Here is a 14,129-nt window from a genome sequence, read left to right as displayed (position 1 = left end):
GCCACCACGACGAAGGCGCCGTACTCCCGAGGAGGAGTCCGGCGCCTTCGTCGTCGGTGGTGACGGTGCCCTCAGATGCCCTGCCACGCCGGCTTGTTGGCGTACGTGTGCCGGAAGTACTCCGCGAGCTTCAGCTTGGACGCGGCGGCCTCGTCGACGACGACCGTGGCGTGCGGGTGCAGCTGGAGCGCGGAGGCCGGGCACACCGCGGCGACCGGCCCCTCGACGGTGGCCGCGACGGCGTCCGCCTTGCCCTCACCGGTGGCGAGCAGCACCAGGTGCCGCGCCTCCAGGATCGTGCCGATGCCCTGCGTGATCACGTGGTGCGGGACCTGCTCGATGTCGCCGTCGAAGAAGCGCGCGTTGTCGACGCGGGTCTGCTCGGTCAGCGTCTTGATCCGGGTGCGCGAGGCCAGCGAGGAGCACGGCTCGTTGAAGCCGATGTGCCCGTCGGTGCCGATCCCGAGCAGCTGGAGGTCCACTCCGCCGGCCGCGGCCAGCGCGCGGTCGTACGCCTCGCACGCGGCAGTTACGTCCGTGGCCGTGCCGTCCGGCCCGAGGAAGGCCTCCATGCCGATGCCCAGTGGCTCCAGCACCTCGCGCCGCAGCACCGAACGGTAGGACTCGGGGTGCTCGGCGGGCAGGCCCACGTACTCGTCGAGCTGGGCGATCCGCGCCCGCGCGGTGTCCACCGATCCGGAGCGCGCCTCGGCCGCCAGCGCCTGGTAGATGGGCAGCGGGGTGGAGCCGGTGGCCACACCGAGCAGGGCGTCCGGCTTGCGCCGCAGGAGCTGCGCCATGGCCTCGGCGATGAGCTCGCCGCCCGACCGGGCGTCCGCAACGATGACAACTTCCACGCTGGCCTGCCGTTCTGAGAGGGGCACCGGGGGCCCGGAAGGGCTATGTGGTTTAGACCAATCTATGGGGTCAATCTAACAGAGTCGACCGTGTCCGTCTCGGGGCGCGGGAGGGGGAGGAGGGCCGCTCCGGCAGCGGATCGCGGAAAATGCCGCGCGTAACTGGCCCCGCGCGGGAACCCGCACAGGCTAGGCTGCGTTGTGGATGTCAGAGCGTCCGAACAGTCACGACAACGAACGACCTTCCACACATGGACACCCCTAGTGGTCTAGTCCACAATGGAGGGGAGCGCGACACAGAACCTCCGTCTTCCCCGCACAGGAGGGCGGACCGAGGACCCGGAGCTCTCTGCCCTGACTGCCCCGGTTCCTCACCCTTCGGTCGACGGGACCGCACACCCCGCGGCCGATATTGCTCCGGGCTGCGGTGCCGGGAGGGCTGAGGGTCCCTCTCAGGCGCCGCGGCCCGCGGGTGTTTCCGGGCCCGGGCGCCCCTCGCGGCCGACCGGGCGCCGCCGACAGGTTTAGGCCCCGCACAGACCCACGGGTACGCTCGCAGACGTGCCCTCCATGAACGAACTCGTACGCCAGCACACCGCACTCGACGACTCCGACCTCGAGTGGCTCCACCTGCTGGTCTCGGAGTGGCAGCTGCTCTCCGACCTCTCCTTCGCCGACCTGGTCCTGTGGGTCCCCACCCGGGACGGCACCCGCTATGTCTCGGTCGCCCAGATGCGGCCCAACACCGGCCCGACCTCCTACCAGGACGACATGGTCGGCCACCTCGTCCCGCGCGGCCGCCGTCCGCTGCTCGACGCCGCCCTGGACGAGGGCCGGATCGTGCGCGAGGGCGACCCGGAGTGGCGTGAGGAGGTCCCCGTACGGGTCGAGTCGATCCCCGTACGGCGTGAGGGCCGCGTTCTCGGGGTCATCGCCCGCAACACCAACCTGCTCACCGTGCGCACCCCCAGCCGCCTGGAGCTCACCTACCTCCAGAGCGCCTCCGACCTCGCACAGATGATCGCGGCCGGCTCCTTCCCGTTCCCCAACCAGCAGATGGACATGGACGCCGCCCCGCGCGTCGGCGACGGCCTGATCCGCGTCGACGGCGACGGAATCGTCCAGTACGCCTCCCCGAACGCGCTGTCGGCCTACCACCGCATGGGCCTCGCCTCCGACCTGGTCGGCCAGCACCTCGGCCTGACCACCGCCGAACTCGCCCCGACCCGGGGTCCGGTGGACGAGGCGCTCGCCAAGGTCGCCAGCGGCTGGGCGCCCCGCGAGTTCGAGATCGAGGCCAAGGACGGGGTCATCCAGTTCCGGGCGATCCCGCTCAAGCCCAAGGGCACCCGCATCGGCGCGCTCGTGCTGCTCCGGGACGTCACGGAACTGCGCCGTCGCGAGCGTGAGTTGATCACCAAGGACGCGACCATCCGGGAGATCCACCACCGGGTGAAGAACAACCTCCAGACGGTGGCGGCCCTGCTCCGCCTCCAGGCACGGCGTATCGAGTCCGAGCGCGGCCGGGAGGCGCTGGAGGAGGCGGTCCGCCGGGTCGGTTCGATCGCCATCGTGCATGAGACGCTGTCTCAGAACCTGGACGAACGGGTGGAGTTCGACGAGATCGCCGACCGGGTGCTGGCGATGGTCGCCGAGATCTCGCCCGGCAAGGTCGCCGGCCGGCGCAGCGGACGCTTCGGCATCCTGGACGCCGAGGTCGCCACCCCGCTGTCCATGGTCCTCACCGAGATCCTGCAGAACGCCCTGGAGCACGGCTTCGTCGAGGGCGACACCGGCACGGTCGAGGTGTCCGCGGTCCGCGGCGGCACCACCAAGGAGACGCGTCTCCTGGTCACCGTCCAGGACGACGGCGTCGGGCTGCCCGAGGGCTTCGACCCGCACACCTCCGGCAACCTCGGCCTCCAGATCGTACGGACGCTGGTGGAAGGCGAGTTGGGCGGAACCTTCGACATGGTCCCGGGGCCGGAGCGCGGCACCCAGGTGATCCTGGACATCCCGGTGCGCGCACAGAAGTAACAGAAGTGGCGGGCATGCGACGGCGCGGGCAGGTGGCGCGGTCAGGCGACGGCACGGGCGGACCGGGTGGGCGCACAGCAAGAAGCCCCGGACCGTTCAGGGGTCCGGGGCTCGAATGCTCGTTGCCAGCTTGTGCTGCGCATCGGGGGTACTGCGCGCTGCGGCTCGGGGGCGGGAGATGCGTACTCGCTGTACGCGCCGCCAAGCTCAGGCTTGCGGGGCGGGTGTTGTCAGGCGGAAGCCTGACGGGCCCGGTTGCGGGCGGCGCGGCGCTTCATCGCACGACGCTCGTCCTCGCTGAGGCCACCCCAGACGCCGGAGTCCTGGCCGGACTCGAGCGCCCACTGCAGACACTGCTCCATAACCGGGCAGCGACGGCAGACGGCCTTGGCTTCCTCGATCTGCAGCAGCGCAGGACCGGTGTTGCCGATGGGGAAGAAGAGCTCGGGGTCTTCCTCGCGGCAAACGGCGTTGTGACGCCAGTCCATGGCTGCTACCTCTCCTTGGTATTACGTGCAAGTTGCTTGTGAATGTGAACGCTTTCACGAATCCCTCAACAAGTGAAGGGCCACCAGCCAGGTTCCCTGGCGCGGTCCTGTTGTTTGAAGAGGGGTTCCGGTGATCAGTGGATGCCGGTGTTGCGGGCTGTCCCGATCGCCACGTAGAGACTCGCAAACCTCAGCGGCGGATACAACCCCTTCCGGAAAGTTTTTTTTGATTCCTCGGTGTCGACTAGGTCACAGCCGTACTTCCATGGGGTGGACCCTGGCCTAAACGTTCGAGTGAAAGGACTTCAGCCCTTTCTGCTCACACAATCACACGCAGTGCACGGCGTACGCCTGTGAACGTCACGCTTGTTCGCAGCCCCAGGTGGTCACCGTCCATCTGAAGGGGCAAAGGGACCTTCGAATGCAAGGTGAACTGGTCCAGATCGTGCAGGGAGACGGCATGCTTGCCGTGCGGTCCCCGTTCGGGGGACGAAGTGAGCAACTGGGTGCCATATCGGGCAACCGAGGCCGTGGACAGACGGCTGAGACCCAGTACGTCGAGCCCTGTATCGAACGAGGCCTTAGGTGACGCGTACACCGGGCGATTGCCCAGATAGGTCCACGGAGCCGTGTTGCAGACTATGGACAGCACCAAATCGGTCACCGGTTCGGCACCCGGACGCTCCAGGGTGATCGACCCGTGCCGGCGCTGTGACTCACCCAACAACTGGCGCATGGCCTGACGGATGTAAAGAGCATGGGTGGATCTCCGGCCGCGCTCGCGCTGCTGCTCCACCCGCCCCACCACCCCGGCGTCGAAGCCCAGCCCGGCGTTGAACGTGAACCAGCGCGAGGGCACCGCCTCGTCCTCCGTGCCCGGCGTACCCGCCGCGAGGCCGAGCCCGACCGTACGCTCACTGCCCTCACGTAGGGCGTCCAGCAGTGCGCCGGTGGCTTCCACCGGATCGTTGGGCAGCCCCAGGGCGCGGGCGAAGACGTTGGTGGAACCGCCGGGGACCACCGCTATACCGGGCAGGTTCTCCGGATCGGGGCCGGCGTGCAGGAGGCCGTTGACCACCTCGTTGACCGTGCCGTCGCCACCGAGGGCCACCACCAGATCGACGTTTCCGCTGTCCGCTGCCTGCCGGCCCAGGTCACGCGCGTGCCCGCGGTACTCGGTGGTGACCGCCTCGAGCTTCATCTCGCTCGCGAGCGCGTGGATGAGGACGTCGCGCGTCCGTGCACTGGTAGTGGTTGCCGCCGGATTGACCACGAGAAGTGCACGCATGAGTTGCAGCGTACCTACTGGGTGGTACCGGGCACAGGCCGAGGTGGGGATCGGGTAAGAGATCGCGGAGTGAGCCTCGACACGAGCGCCGCGCCTTCGCGCGCGGGTGGCCAGGGGCCCGCTCAGAGGCGCGGGCTACCCTTCTGGGGTGAGCAGTGACGAGACTTCCGCCGCCCCGGAAACCGCCGGACCCCGCCCGCGTCGGCTGACGTACGCCGCCGCGCTCGTCGCCCTGGAAGGGCTGGCGCTGGTCGTCGGCGGGGTGTGCATGCTCGCCCTGGGGCTCAGCGGCGACCCGGGCGACCGTCAGCAGGCCGTCACCGGCGGAGTCACGCTGATCGTGCTCGCGCTGCTGCCGCTGCTCGCCGCCCGCGGGCTGCTGGGTCTGCGCAGCTGGAGCCGGGGACCCGCCGTCATCACCCAGATCATGGCGCTGCCGGTGGCCTACAACCTTTTGCAGGCCGACAGCCTGGCCATCCCGGCGGGCATCGCGCTCGCGGCCACCGCCGTCGCCTCGCTCGTCCTGATCGTCAACGGCGAGACGACCCGGGCCCTCGGGATCCGGGGGCCGGGCCGCGCGTCGGAGTAGGCCGTTTTCGCCGCCGCTCCTCTGTACCGCTCGTACCGCTATTCCTCGACGAGAAGTTTCTCCCGCAGCTGGGCCAGCGTGCGGGCCAGCAGGCGCGAGACGTGCATCTGCGAGATGCCGACCTCCTGCGCGATCTGCGACTGGGTCATGTTGCCGAAGAAGCGCAGCAGCAGGATCCGCTTCTCGCGCGGCGGGAGGTCCTCCAGGAGCGGTTTGAGGGACTCCCGGTACTCGACGCCCTCCAGCGCCTCGTCCTCCGCGCCGAGGGTGTCCGCGACCGCCGGTGACTCGTCGTCGGTGTCGGGCACGTCCAGGGAGAGGGTGGAGTACGCGTTGGCGGACTCCAGGCCCTCCAGGACCTCCTCCTCCGAGATCGCCAGCTTCTCGGCGAGCTCGTGGACCGTGGGGGAGCGGCCGTGCTGCTGCGACAGCTCGGCCGTCGCCGTGGTCAGCGCCAGGCGCAGCTCCTGGAGCCGGCGCGGCACCCGCACCGCCCAGCCCTTGTCACGGAAGTGGCGCTTGATCTCGCCGACGACCGTCGGGGTCGCGTACGTGGAGAACTCCACGCCGCGCTCCGGGTCGAAGCGGTCGACCGACTTGATCAGGCCGATGGTCGCGACCTGGGTGAGGTCGTCCAGCGGCTCGCCGCGGTTGCGGAAGCGCCGCGCGAGGTGCTCGACGAGCGGCAGATGCATGCGGACCAGCTGGTTGCGCATCTCCGCGTACTCGGCACTGGTGTTCTCGAGCTTGCGCAGCTCGATGAACATCGCCCGTGCGCCGCTGCGGTCCCCCGGCGCGGGGGGTACCGGCACGGGGGTGGCCGGCACAGGGGTGGCCGGCACAGGGGTGGCCGGTGGTTCGTGCTGCGTGCCCGGCACGCTCTGTTCGCCGTCTCGCTGGTGCTCGCTCATTGTCCCGCCCGTCGCCCTCTGTCGAGCCCTCGCCTCTGCTCGGCCCGGGGGCGAGCCCCCGATCCGCCTCTCCCGAGGCGAGCCCTGCACGGCACCTTCCGGCAGGCCCGCCTGCGCGGAGACCGAGTCGTCCTCCGGATGCGGCCGGGCCTGCTCGGGAATGCCGTCGATGCCGTCCGCCATGCGTCGGGAACCGTCCGGAGAGACTGGAATCTCGGCGTTCTCGGCCGGCAGCTCCCGTGTGCCGCGCTCTTCGTCCCGCACCGGCCCGTCCCCGTTCCTCACGCCGGCCCGGGTCCCGCGCCGCGTTGTTTGTAGAGACTGATCGTCACGGTCTTGTCCTCGTCGACGGCGGAGGACACCTTGCCCGCGAGGGCGGACAGGACGGTCCAGGCGAAGGTGTCCCGTGAGGGGGCGTGTCCGTCCGTGGTCGGCGCGGAGACGGTGACCTCCAGCGAGTCGTCGACGAGTCGGAACACGCAACTGAGTACCGAGCCGGGCACGGCCTGCTGGAGCAGGATCGCGCAAGCCTCGTCCACCGCGATGCGCAGGTCCTCGATCTCGTCCAGGGTGAAGTCCAAACGGGCCGCGAGGCCGGCCGTGGCCGTCCGCAGCACCGACAGGTAGGCACCCGCAGCCGGCAGCCGGACTTCCACGAAGTCCTGGGTCGCGGGCTCGCCTGCGATCTGGGACACCCTCACCTCCAAGGTGGTACAAGCTTTTCGGGGCCGAGGGTCGCCCCCCGGGGTAACGCGTGTGTGGTGCAGCGGTGACGCTATCGCGCTCTCAAGTTTCTGTCCCCGGGACCCCAACCCCCTGGCGTCACTCACAGTAAAGCTGTGAACACGCTCCGTGTCTAGAGGTCGGTCGGCCCAAATGGGAACAGGGCGCGCCGGGTTGACGTACCCAGGCGTCAGATGGTCGAACCGTACCCGCCGGACGGCCGGGGCGTCATGGTCTCCTCATACGGGGCTCCTCATACGAGGACATGGTCGACGAAGCACCAGCGCCAGTTCTCGCCGGGTTCGAAGGTCCGCATCACCGGGTGACCCGACTCCTTGTGGTGCGCCGTGGCGTGCCGGCTCGGCGAGGAGTCGCAGCAGCCGACGTGGCCGCAGCTCAGGCACAGCCGAAGCTGTACCGGGTGGGTGCCGTCCCGCAGGCACTCCGGACACGTCTCGCCGAGCGGGACGGGTTCCGGGTGGGGCAGCGCGTCGGCGTGCGTGCACTGTTTCATGATTGCCAGATTACGACGGGCGTGCGGACGACCGCGCGGAAAAACGAGGGCGGGCTGGACATGGACGTGATGCCACTGCTGTTGCTGGTGGCCGGCAGTGCGGCTTTCGCGGCGGCGGCCCGGCGCACCCCGGTGCCCGCGCCGCTGCTGTTGGTGGCGGTCGGCCTGGTGGTGTCCTATGTGCCGGGGGTGCCCGACTACACCCTGGACCCGGACGTCGTGCTGCCGCTCCTGCTGCCTCCGCTGCTGTACACGTCGGCCACCGACAGCTCCTATCTCGACCTGCGCGCCCAGCTGCGGCCGGTGGCCCTGCTGTCGGTCGGGTACGTGCTCTTCGCGACCTTCGCCGTCGGCTGGGCGGCCTATCTGATCGTCCCCGGGCTGCCGCTGACGGCTGCGCTGGTGCTGGGCGCGGTGGTGGCGCCGCCGGACGCGGTCGCGGCCACGGCGGTGGCCCGCCGGGTCGGCCTGCCGTCACGGATCACCACGATCCTCCAGGGCGAGTCGCTGCTGAACGACGCCACCGCGATCACCGCCTACAAGGTGGCCCTCGCGGTCGTGGTCGGCGAGGGCGCGTCCTGGGCCGGCGGTATCGAGGAGTTCCTGGTGGCGGCGGTCGGCGGGACCGCCGTCGGCCTGATCCTGATGGCCCCGCTGCACTGGCTGCGCACCCACCTCAAGGAACCCCTGCTCCAGAACACGCTCTCCCTGCTGATCCCCTTCGTCGCCTACTCGGCGGCCGAGCAGTTCCACGCCTCCGGCGTCATCGCGGTGGTCGTCGTCGCGCTCTACCTGGGCCACCGCGCGTGGGAGGTCGACTTCGCGACCCGCCTCCAGGAGGAGGCCGTGTGGAAGATGGTCGCCTTCGTCCTGGAGTCGGCGGTCTTCGCGCTGATCGGCCTCCAGCTCCCGGTCGTCCTGAAGGGTCTCGGCGCCTACGAGGGTGTGGACGCCGCCTGGTACGCCGTCGCGCTGTTCCTCGTGGTCGTGGCGGCGCGCTTCCTGTGGGTGTACCCGGCGACCTTCCTGCCCCGGCTGCTGTCGGCGCGTATCCGCGCGCGGGAGGAGAACCCGACCTGGCGGGGACCGATCGTCATCGCCTGGGCGGGCATGCGGGGTGTGGTCTCGCTCGCCATCGCGTTCTCCATCCCGCTCACCGTTGACCACGGCGAGGAGCCCTTCCCGCACCGCAATCTGATCCTCTTCCTCACCTTCACGACGGTCATCGGCACCCTGGTGGTGCAGGGGCTGACCCTGCCGCCGCTGATCCGCCTGCTGAAGTTCCCCGAGCCCGACCCGCAGGCCGCGACCCTCGCCGAGGCCAACGCCCAGGCACAGGCCTCCCGGGTCGCCGAGGAGCGCCTGGACGCGCTGCTGTCCGACGAGCGCAACGCGCTGCCGCCGCCGCTCGCCGACCGGCTGCGCAGCGTCCTGGAGCGGCGCCGCAACGCCGTCTGGGAGCGCCTCGGGCAGGTCAACCCGGTCACCGGCGAGACCGTCGACGACACCTACCGGCGTCTGTCGCGCGAGATGATCAGCGCCGAGCGCGAGATGTTCGTCCGGCTGCGGGACGGCCGCTACATCGACGACGAGATGCTGCGCACGCTGCTGCGCCGGCTGGACCTGGAGGAGGCGGCGGCGTTCCGGGAGACGGCGTAGGCGCGGCCGTCCGCCGCCGCCTCACGGGAACGGGCGGCCGGTGATCACGGCCGTCACGGTCGTCCCGCGCGCGAAGGCGCCCTCCTCGGCCAGGGCGACAAGGCCGTAGAGCGACTTGGCGACATAGAGACGTTCCACCGGCACTCCGTGGCGTCGTTCGAAGTCCGCCGCGAAGGTCTCGAGCTCGGGGGTGACCCGGGCGTAGCCGCCGAAGTGGAAGCGTTCGTCGAGCCCCCACTCGCCCCGTCGGCCGCCGAACGCCTCTTCCTGCAGCGCCTGTATCCCGTCGCCCAGGAAGCCGCCCCTGAGGACCGGTATGCCCAGGGCCCGCTGACCGGGGGCGAGGCCGCCCGCCAGGCCGGCGAGGGTCCCGCCGGTGCCACAGGCGAGGGCGACGACGTCGGTGCGGTCCCGCAGCTCCTCGCCGAGCGCACGGCAGCCGCGGACCGCCGCCGCGTTGCTGCCGCCCTCGGGCACGACGTACGCGTCCGGCGCGCCGGCCGTGTCCAGCAGCTTCCCGAGCACGTCCGGCTCGGTCTTGCGACGGTAGGTCGAGCGGTCCACGAAGCGCAGACGCATGCCGTCGGCCGCGCACCGGGCCAGGGACGGGTTCAGCGGCCGGCCTGCCAGTTCGTCGCCGCGCACCACGCCCACCGTGGGCTGCCCCAGCAGACGGCCGGCTGCGGCCGTGGCCCGCAGGTGGTTGGAGTAGGCGCCCCCGAAGGTGAGGAGCGTGCGGCCCGCCGCCTCTTCCAGGTTGGGCGCGAGCTTGCGCCACTTGTTGCCGATCAGCTCGGGGTGGATCAGGTCCTCCCGCTTCAGCAGCAGCCGGACGCCGTACCGCCCGAACCGGTCGTCGGACACTTCCTGGAGGGGAGAGGGCAGGCGGGGGCGGAGGTCGGTCACCCGCTCATTGTCGAACACCGTTCGGTGAAACGTACCTCTTCCCTGCCCACGTAGATCCATTCCCGCTCGTTCGGGTAATAGCACGAGCACACACCGTGATGGAAGGCTTGCCGCGTGAACGAAGTGCATCGGCGCAGTTCGGCGTCCGTGCATGAATCGGGAGGGCATTTCTCATGTCGGTAGGCGAAGAGGTCCGCGCGGATTCGGGCAAGCCGCAGCAGAGTCTCGGCACCGCGGCCGCGCGGAACCTGGCCACCACGACCAAGTCCGCACCGCAGATGCAGGAGATCAGTTCCCGCTGGCTGCTGCGGAATCTGCCCTGGGTGGATGTGCAGGGCGGTACGTATCGGGTCAACAGGCGTCTGACGTACGCGGTGGGCGACGGCCGCGTCACGTTCGTGAAGACCGGCGACCGCGTCGAGGTCATCCCGGCCGAGCTGGGCGAACTGCCCGCGCTCCGCTCCTACGAGGACGAGGAGGTGCTCGGGGAACTCGCCTCCCGCTGCCGGCAGCGGGAGTTCGGCCCGGGCGAGGTCATCGCCTCCTTCGGCAACCAGAGCGAAGAGGTCTACCTGCTGGCGCACGGCCGCGTCGAGAAGGTCGGCACCGGCCCCTACGGCGACGACCAGGTGCTCGGCGTCCTGGCGGACGGCGCGTACTTCGGCGACCAGGCGCTGCTCGACGCGGACGCCATCTGGGAGTACACGGCCCGCGCCGACACGGCCTGCACGGTGCTGATCCTGGCCCGGCAGGACGTCGAGCAGGTCGCGGAGCGTGCCGAATCCCTGCGCGAGCACCTCCAGCAGCTGCGCGCGATCCCCGAGCAGCGCACCAACAAGTACGGCGAGAAGGAGGTCGACCTCGCCGCCGGTCACGCCGGCGAGCCGGACATCCCGCACACGTTCGTGGACTACGACGCCCGGCCGCGCGAGTACGAACTGAGCATCGCCCAGACCGTCCTGCGCATCCACTCGCGCGTGGCCGATCTGTACAACCAGCCGATGAACCAGACCGAGCAGCAGTTGCGGCTGACGGTCGAGGCGCTCAAGGAGCGCCAGGAGCACGAGCTCGTCAACAACCGCGAGTTCGGGCTGCTGCACAACTGCGAGTACGACCAGCGGCTCCAGCCGCACGACGGCGTGCCCAGCCCGGACGACCTCGACGAACTGCTCAGTAGGCGGCGCGGCACCAAGATGCTGCTCGCCCACCCGCGCGCGATCTCCGCGATCGGCCGTGAGCTCAACAAGCGCGGCCTCGTCCCCGAGACGATCGACGTCGGCGGCAACCGGATCCCGACCTGGCGCGGGGTGCCGATCTACCCGTGCAACAAGATCCCGGTCACCGAGGCCCGCACCAGCTCCATCATCGCGCTGCGTCTGGGCCAGGAGGACCAGGGCGTCATCGGCCTGCGCCAGTCCGGCATCCCGGACGAGATCGAGCCGAGCCTGTCCGTGCGGTTCATGGGCATCAACGAACAGGCCATCATCAAGTACCTGGTCACGGCCTACTACTCCGCCGCGGTCCTGGTGCCGGACGCGCTGGGCGTCCTGGAGAACGTCGAGATCGGCCGCTGGCGGTGACTTCCGCCATCAGGCGGTACCGGGGTGAGACGCGCGAAAGGCGGAGGCCCATCGGCAGCCAGGGCGACAGCGGTCCCGGGCCGGCCGACGGGCACGACGCGGCGGTGATCCTGGAGCGCTCCCGGGCGTCGGTCGACCCCGAACTGCGCCAGGCCATCGACTCGTTGCCCGGCTCCATGCGCCGGGTCGCGCTCTACCACTTCGGCTGGGAGCACGCGGACGGCACCCCGGCGGCGGCCAACGCGGGCAAGGCGATCCGCCCGGCCCTCGTGCTCGCCGCGGCCACCGCGCTCGGTGGCCCGGCGGCCCGCGCGGCGGCCCTGCGGGCGGCCGCGGCGGTCGAACTGGTCCACAACTTCACGCTGTTGCACGACGACGTGATGGACCGGGACACCACCCGCCGGCACCGCCCCACCGCCTGGACCGTGTTCGGCGACGCCGACGCGATCCTCGCCGGGGACGCCCTGCAGGCCCTCGCCCTCGGACTGCTGGCCGCGGATCCGCATCCCGCGTCCTCGGCCGCCGCCCGCCGGGTCGCGGCCTGTGTGGTCGAACTCTGCGCCGGCCAGCAGGCGGACACGGCCATGGAGAAGCGCGGCCCCGCCGACATCACCCTGGACGAGGTGCTCGTCATGGCCGAGGCCAAGACGGGAGCGCTGCTCGGCTGCGCCTGCGCCGTGGGCGCGCTCTACGCGGGGGCTGCCGAGGAGGACGTCGACGCGCTGGACGCGTTCGGCCGGGAGGCCGGGCTCGCCTTCCAGCTCATCGACGACGTCATCGGCCTGTGGGGAGACCCGCGGCACACCGGCAAGCCGGCCGGCGCGGATCTCGCCGCCCGCAAGAAGTCCCTGCCGGTGGTCGCCGCGCTGACGTCCGGCACTCCGGCGGCCGGCGAACTGGCCGAGCTGTACGCGGCGCCCTACGACCCGGCCGACCTGGACCGCACGACGCTGGCCGTCGAACGGGCCGGCGGCCGTGAGTGGGCGCAGGAGCAGGCGGCCGACCGTATGGCCCGCGCGATGCACGAACTGGCCCGGGCGATCCCGGACCCGGAGTCGGCGGGCGGCCTGCTGTCCCTGGCGGAGTTCGTGACCCGGCGCAGCAGCTAGGACCTGCCCGGTCCGAGGGCGAGGGGGAGGGCGAGGACGAGGGGGAGGACGAGGGCGAGGGGGGACGACGGGCGAAGCCGGACTGTCTTCCGGCGGGCTCCGGTCCGGCGGGTCCCGCACATCCCCACGGTGTGCGGGGCCCGCCGCCGTGCGTCCTACGCGGGTTCCTCGGCGCCGTCCGGGACCACCGTCGCCACGATCCGCTCGACCAGCCCCTCCGGCACCCCCACCCCCGGCAGGACGCCGTCCAGGACGCCCGGCAGGGTCAGGTGCTCCAGGATCAGCCCGAGCATCGCGAGGTACAGGACGACGACGGTCTCGTCGCCGCCGGGCAGGCCGGCCTCGCGGTGGAAGAACATCCCGTGGTCGAGGTCGCCGCGCACCGACGTGGTGAAGGAGGCGCGGAGCTCGGGGCGCCGGGTGGCCTCGAGGCGCATCTCCAGCAGGGCGAGGTAGCCGCTCCGGTCACGGGTCGCGCGGGCCATCAGGTCGTGCATGAACGCGGTGACCAGGGAGCGGTCGCGCGGTTTCGCCAGCAGCGCGCCCAGCACCTCGGGGTCGGGCGCCAGCCGGACGTGCAGCCGGGCGTCGATCTGCCTCAGCAGGTCGTCGCGCCCGGTGAAGTAGTTGGACGCGGTGCCCACCGGCACCGCGGCCGCCGAGTCCACCGCGCGGAACGTGAGCCCTCGCGCGCCCTCACGCGCGAGCACCTCCACCCCGGCGTCCACCAGGGCTGCCCGGCGCTCCGGATTTCCGGCCATGCGGAACCTTCTCTCTCACTTGGCTCCGTTTCCCGAAACACCGGGAAACCCGCTTGCAACCACTACATCCGAAGTACTACAACTGGAGTGGTTCGGAAGCCAGCCTACGGAAAGAGCCCCACTTGCGAAAGCTCACGTACTTCATCGCCTGCTCCGTCGACGGCTTCATCGGAGACGTGAACGGCGACGCCGCGGCGATGTTCCCCTACGTCGACGAGGAGTTCCTCGACTTCCTCAAGACGGACCACCCGGAGACCATGTCGACCCCCGGCCGCCGCGCGCTCGGCTTCGACGACCTGGAGAACAAGAGGTTCGACACGGTCATCCAGGGCCGGGCCAGCTACGACGTGGCGCTGAAGGAGGACATCACCAGCCCGTACGCGCACCTGCGCCAGTACGTCGCCTCCCGCACCCTCGGCGAGTCGCCCTCCCCGGACGTCGAGATCATCGCGGACGGCCTGCTCGACAGGGTCCGCGAGCTGAAGGCGGAGGACGGCGGCCTCGACATCTACCTGTGCGGCGGCTCCCGTCTCGCGGGCGAGCTGTTCGACGAGATCGACGAACTCGTGATCAAGACCTACCCGATGGTCTACGGCGCCGGCATGCCGATGTTCGGCGCCGGCTTCGACGTCGCCCGCTTCACCCTCGGCGGGGTGCGCTCCTTCGGCAACGGCGCGGTCGTACGGACGTACGACAGGGAACGCTGA

The 14,129-nt window shown here is 70.7% G+C and carries 14 protein-coding genes; 6 read left to right on the top strand and 8 right to left on the bottom strand.

What is annotated here, in order from left to right:
* Positions 1 to 71 precede the first annotated feature (71 nt).
* Positions 72 to 857: a glucosamine-6-phosphate deaminase gene (gene nagB / locus OG933_RS15630; protein ID WP_362272579.1), complete on the bottom strand. Its 786-nt coding sequence runs from the start codon at positions 855 to 857 to the stop codon at positions 72 to 74.
* Positions 858 to 1,427: 570 nt separating this feature from the next.
* Between nagB and OG933_RS15625 the strand changes: the two genes are divergently transcribed.
* Positions 1,428 to 2,894 carry a sensor histidine kinase gene (locus tag OG933_RS15625; RefSeq protein ID WP_200839949.1) on the top strand — a complete coding sequence of 489 codons (1,467 nt, stop codon included), beginning with the start codon at positions 1,428 to 1,430 and terminating at the stop codon, positions 2,892 to 2,894.
* A gap of 230 nt (positions 2,895 to 3,124) precedes the next feature.
* Here OG933_RS15625 and OG933_RS15620 read toward each other — a convergent pair whose 3' ends face one another.
* Both OG933_RS15620 and OG933_RS15615 read right to left on the bottom strand, forming a co-directional pair.
* Positions 3,125 to 3,382: a WhiB family transcriptional regulator gene (locus OG933_RS15620; protein ID WP_016639615.1), complete on the bottom strand. Its 258-nt coding sequence runs from the start codon at positions 3,380 to 3,382 to the stop codon at positions 3,125 to 3,127.
* Between the two features lie 319 nt (positions 3,383 to 3,701).
* A complete protein-coding gene (locus OG933_RS15615; RefSeq protein WP_028806993.1) occupies positions 3,702 to 4,670 on the bottom strand; it encodes a diacylglycerol kinase family protein in 969 nt (322 codons plus the stop codon).
* Between the two features lie 148 nt (positions 4,671 to 4,818).
* On the opposite strand from OG933_RS15615, the gene OG933_RS15610 reads away from it, so the two are divergent.
* Positions 4,819 to 5,259 (top strand): hypothetical protein, encoded by a 441-nt coding sequence (locus OG933_RS15610; RefSeq protein WP_362530258.1) that lies wholly within the window; start codon positions 4,819 to 4,821, stop codon positions 5,257 to 5,259.
* 38 nt (positions 5,260 to 5,297) lie between these two features.
* Here the strand turns inward: OG933_RS15610 and OG933_RS15605 are convergent, their stop codons facing one another.
* The 3 genes from OG933_RS15605 to OG933_RS15595 all read right to left on the bottom strand — a co-directional run bounded on the left by OG933_RS15605 (position 5,298) and on the right by OG933_RS15595 (position 7,407).
* Positions 5,298 to 6,434 carry an RNA polymerase sigma factor SigF gene (locus OG933_RS15605; protein ID WP_405627531.1) on the bottom strand — a complete coding sequence of 379 codons (1,137 nt, stop codon included), beginning with the start codon at positions 6,432 to 6,434 and terminating at the stop codon, positions 5,298 to 5,300.
* Between the two features lie 17 nt (positions 6,435 to 6,451).
* On the bottom strand, positions 6,452 to 6,865 hold the full coding sequence (locus OG933_RS15600) for an anti-sigma regulatory factor (RefSeq protein ID WP_020130755.1): 414 nt from the start codon (positions 6,863 to 6,865) through the stop codon (positions 6,452 to 6,454).
* A gap of 281 nt (positions 6,866 to 7,146) precedes the next feature.
* Entirely contained in the window at positions 7,147 to 7,407 is a 261-nt protein-coding gene (locus OG933_RS15595) for a UBP-type zinc finger domain-containing protein (RefSeq protein WP_020130754.1), read from the bottom strand.
* 60 nt (positions 7,408 to 7,467) lie between these two features.
* Between OG933_RS15595 and OG933_RS15590 the strand changes: the two genes are divergently transcribed.
* On the top strand, positions 7,468 to 9,066 hold the full coding sequence (locus tag OG933_RS15590; protein ID WP_405627529.1) for a Na+/H+ antiporter: 1,599 nt from the start codon (positions 7,468 to 7,470) through the stop codon (positions 9,064 to 9,066).
* Between the two features lie 21 nt (positions 9,067 to 9,087).
* On the opposite strand, the gene OG933_RS15585 is transcribed toward OG933_RS15590, so the two are convergent.
* Complete coding sequence (locus OG933_RS15585; RefSeq protein WP_405627528.1) at positions 9,088 to 9,972, bottom strand: 1-aminocyclopropane-1-carboxylate deaminase/D-cysteine desulfhydrase; 885 nt, start codon at positions 9,970 to 9,972, stop codon at positions 9,088 to 9,090.
* 173 nt (positions 9,973 to 10,145) lie between these two features.
* On the opposite strand from OG933_RS15585, the gene OG933_RS15580 reads away from it, so the two are divergent.
* A complete protein-coding gene (locus OG933_RS15580; protein ID WP_362530251.1) occupies positions 10,146 to 11,552 on the top strand; it encodes a family 2B encapsulin nanocompartment shell protein in 1,407 nt (468 codons plus the stop codon).
* Positions 11,553 to 11,602: 50 nt separating this feature from the next.
* Entirely contained in the window at positions 11,603 to 12,661 is a 1,059-nt protein-coding gene (locus OG933_RS15575; RefSeq protein ID WP_405633402.1) for a family 2 encapsulin nanocompartment cargo protein polyprenyl transferase, read from the top strand.
* A 155-nt stretch (positions 12,662 to 12,816) separates the two neighbouring features.
* On the opposite strand, the gene OG933_RS15570 is transcribed toward OG933_RS15575, so the two are convergent.
* Positions 12,817 to 13,422 carry a TetR/AcrR family transcriptional regulator gene (locus tag OG933_RS15570; protein ID WP_405627526.1) on the bottom strand — a complete coding sequence of 202 codons (606 nt, stop codon included), beginning with the start codon at positions 13,420 to 13,422 and terminating at the stop codon, positions 12,817 to 12,819.
* A gap of 122 nt (positions 13,423 to 13,544) precedes the next feature.
* Between OG933_RS15570 and OG933_RS15565 the strand changes: the two genes are divergently transcribed.
* Entirely contained in the window at positions 13,545 to 14,129 is a 585-nt protein-coding gene (locus OG933_RS15565; protein ID WP_362530244.1) for a dihydrofolate reductase family protein, read from the top strand.

This window comes from Streptomyces sp. NBC_00016 (assembly GCF_045040885.1).
Classification (GTDB): Bacteria; Actinomycetota; Actinomycetes; order Streptomycetales; family Streptomycetaceae; genus Streptomyces; species Streptomyces coriariae.
The sequence above is the reverse complement of the archived record's forward strand: the minus strand, read 5'-3'. Positions and strand labels throughout refer to the sequence as shown.

Excerpts from the sequence above, each read along its gene's own strand:
- OG933_RS15625 (WP_200839949.1), top strand. The coding sequence starts at position 1,428 with ATGAACGAACTCGTACGCCAGCACACCGCACTCGACGACTCCGACCTC.
- OG933_RS15620 (WP_016639615.1), bottom strand. The coding sequence starts at position 3,382 with ATGGACTGGCGTCACAACGCCGTTTGCCGCGAGGAAGACCCCGAGCTC.
- OG933_RS15615 (WP_028806993.1), bottom strand. The coding sequence starts at position 4,670 with ATGCGTGCACTTCTCGTGGTCAATCCGGCGGCAACCACTACCAGTGCA.
- OG933_RS15595 (WP_020130754.1), bottom strand. The coding sequence starts at position 7,407 with ATGAAACAGTGCACGCACGCCGACGCGCTGCCCCACCCGGAACCCGTC.
- OG933_RS15590 (WP_405627529.1), top strand. The coding sequence starts at position 7,468 with ATGGACGTGATGCCACTGCTGTTGCTGGTGGCCGGCAGTGCGGCTTTC.
- OG933_RS15580 (WP_362530251.1), top strand. The coding sequence starts at position 10,146 with ATGTCGGTAGGCGAAGAGGTCCGCGCGGATTCGGGCAAGCCGCAGCAG.
- OG933_RS15570 (WP_405627526.1), bottom strand. The coding sequence starts at position 13,422 with ATGGCCGGAAATCCGGAGCGCCGGGCAGCCCTGGTGGACGCCGGGGTG.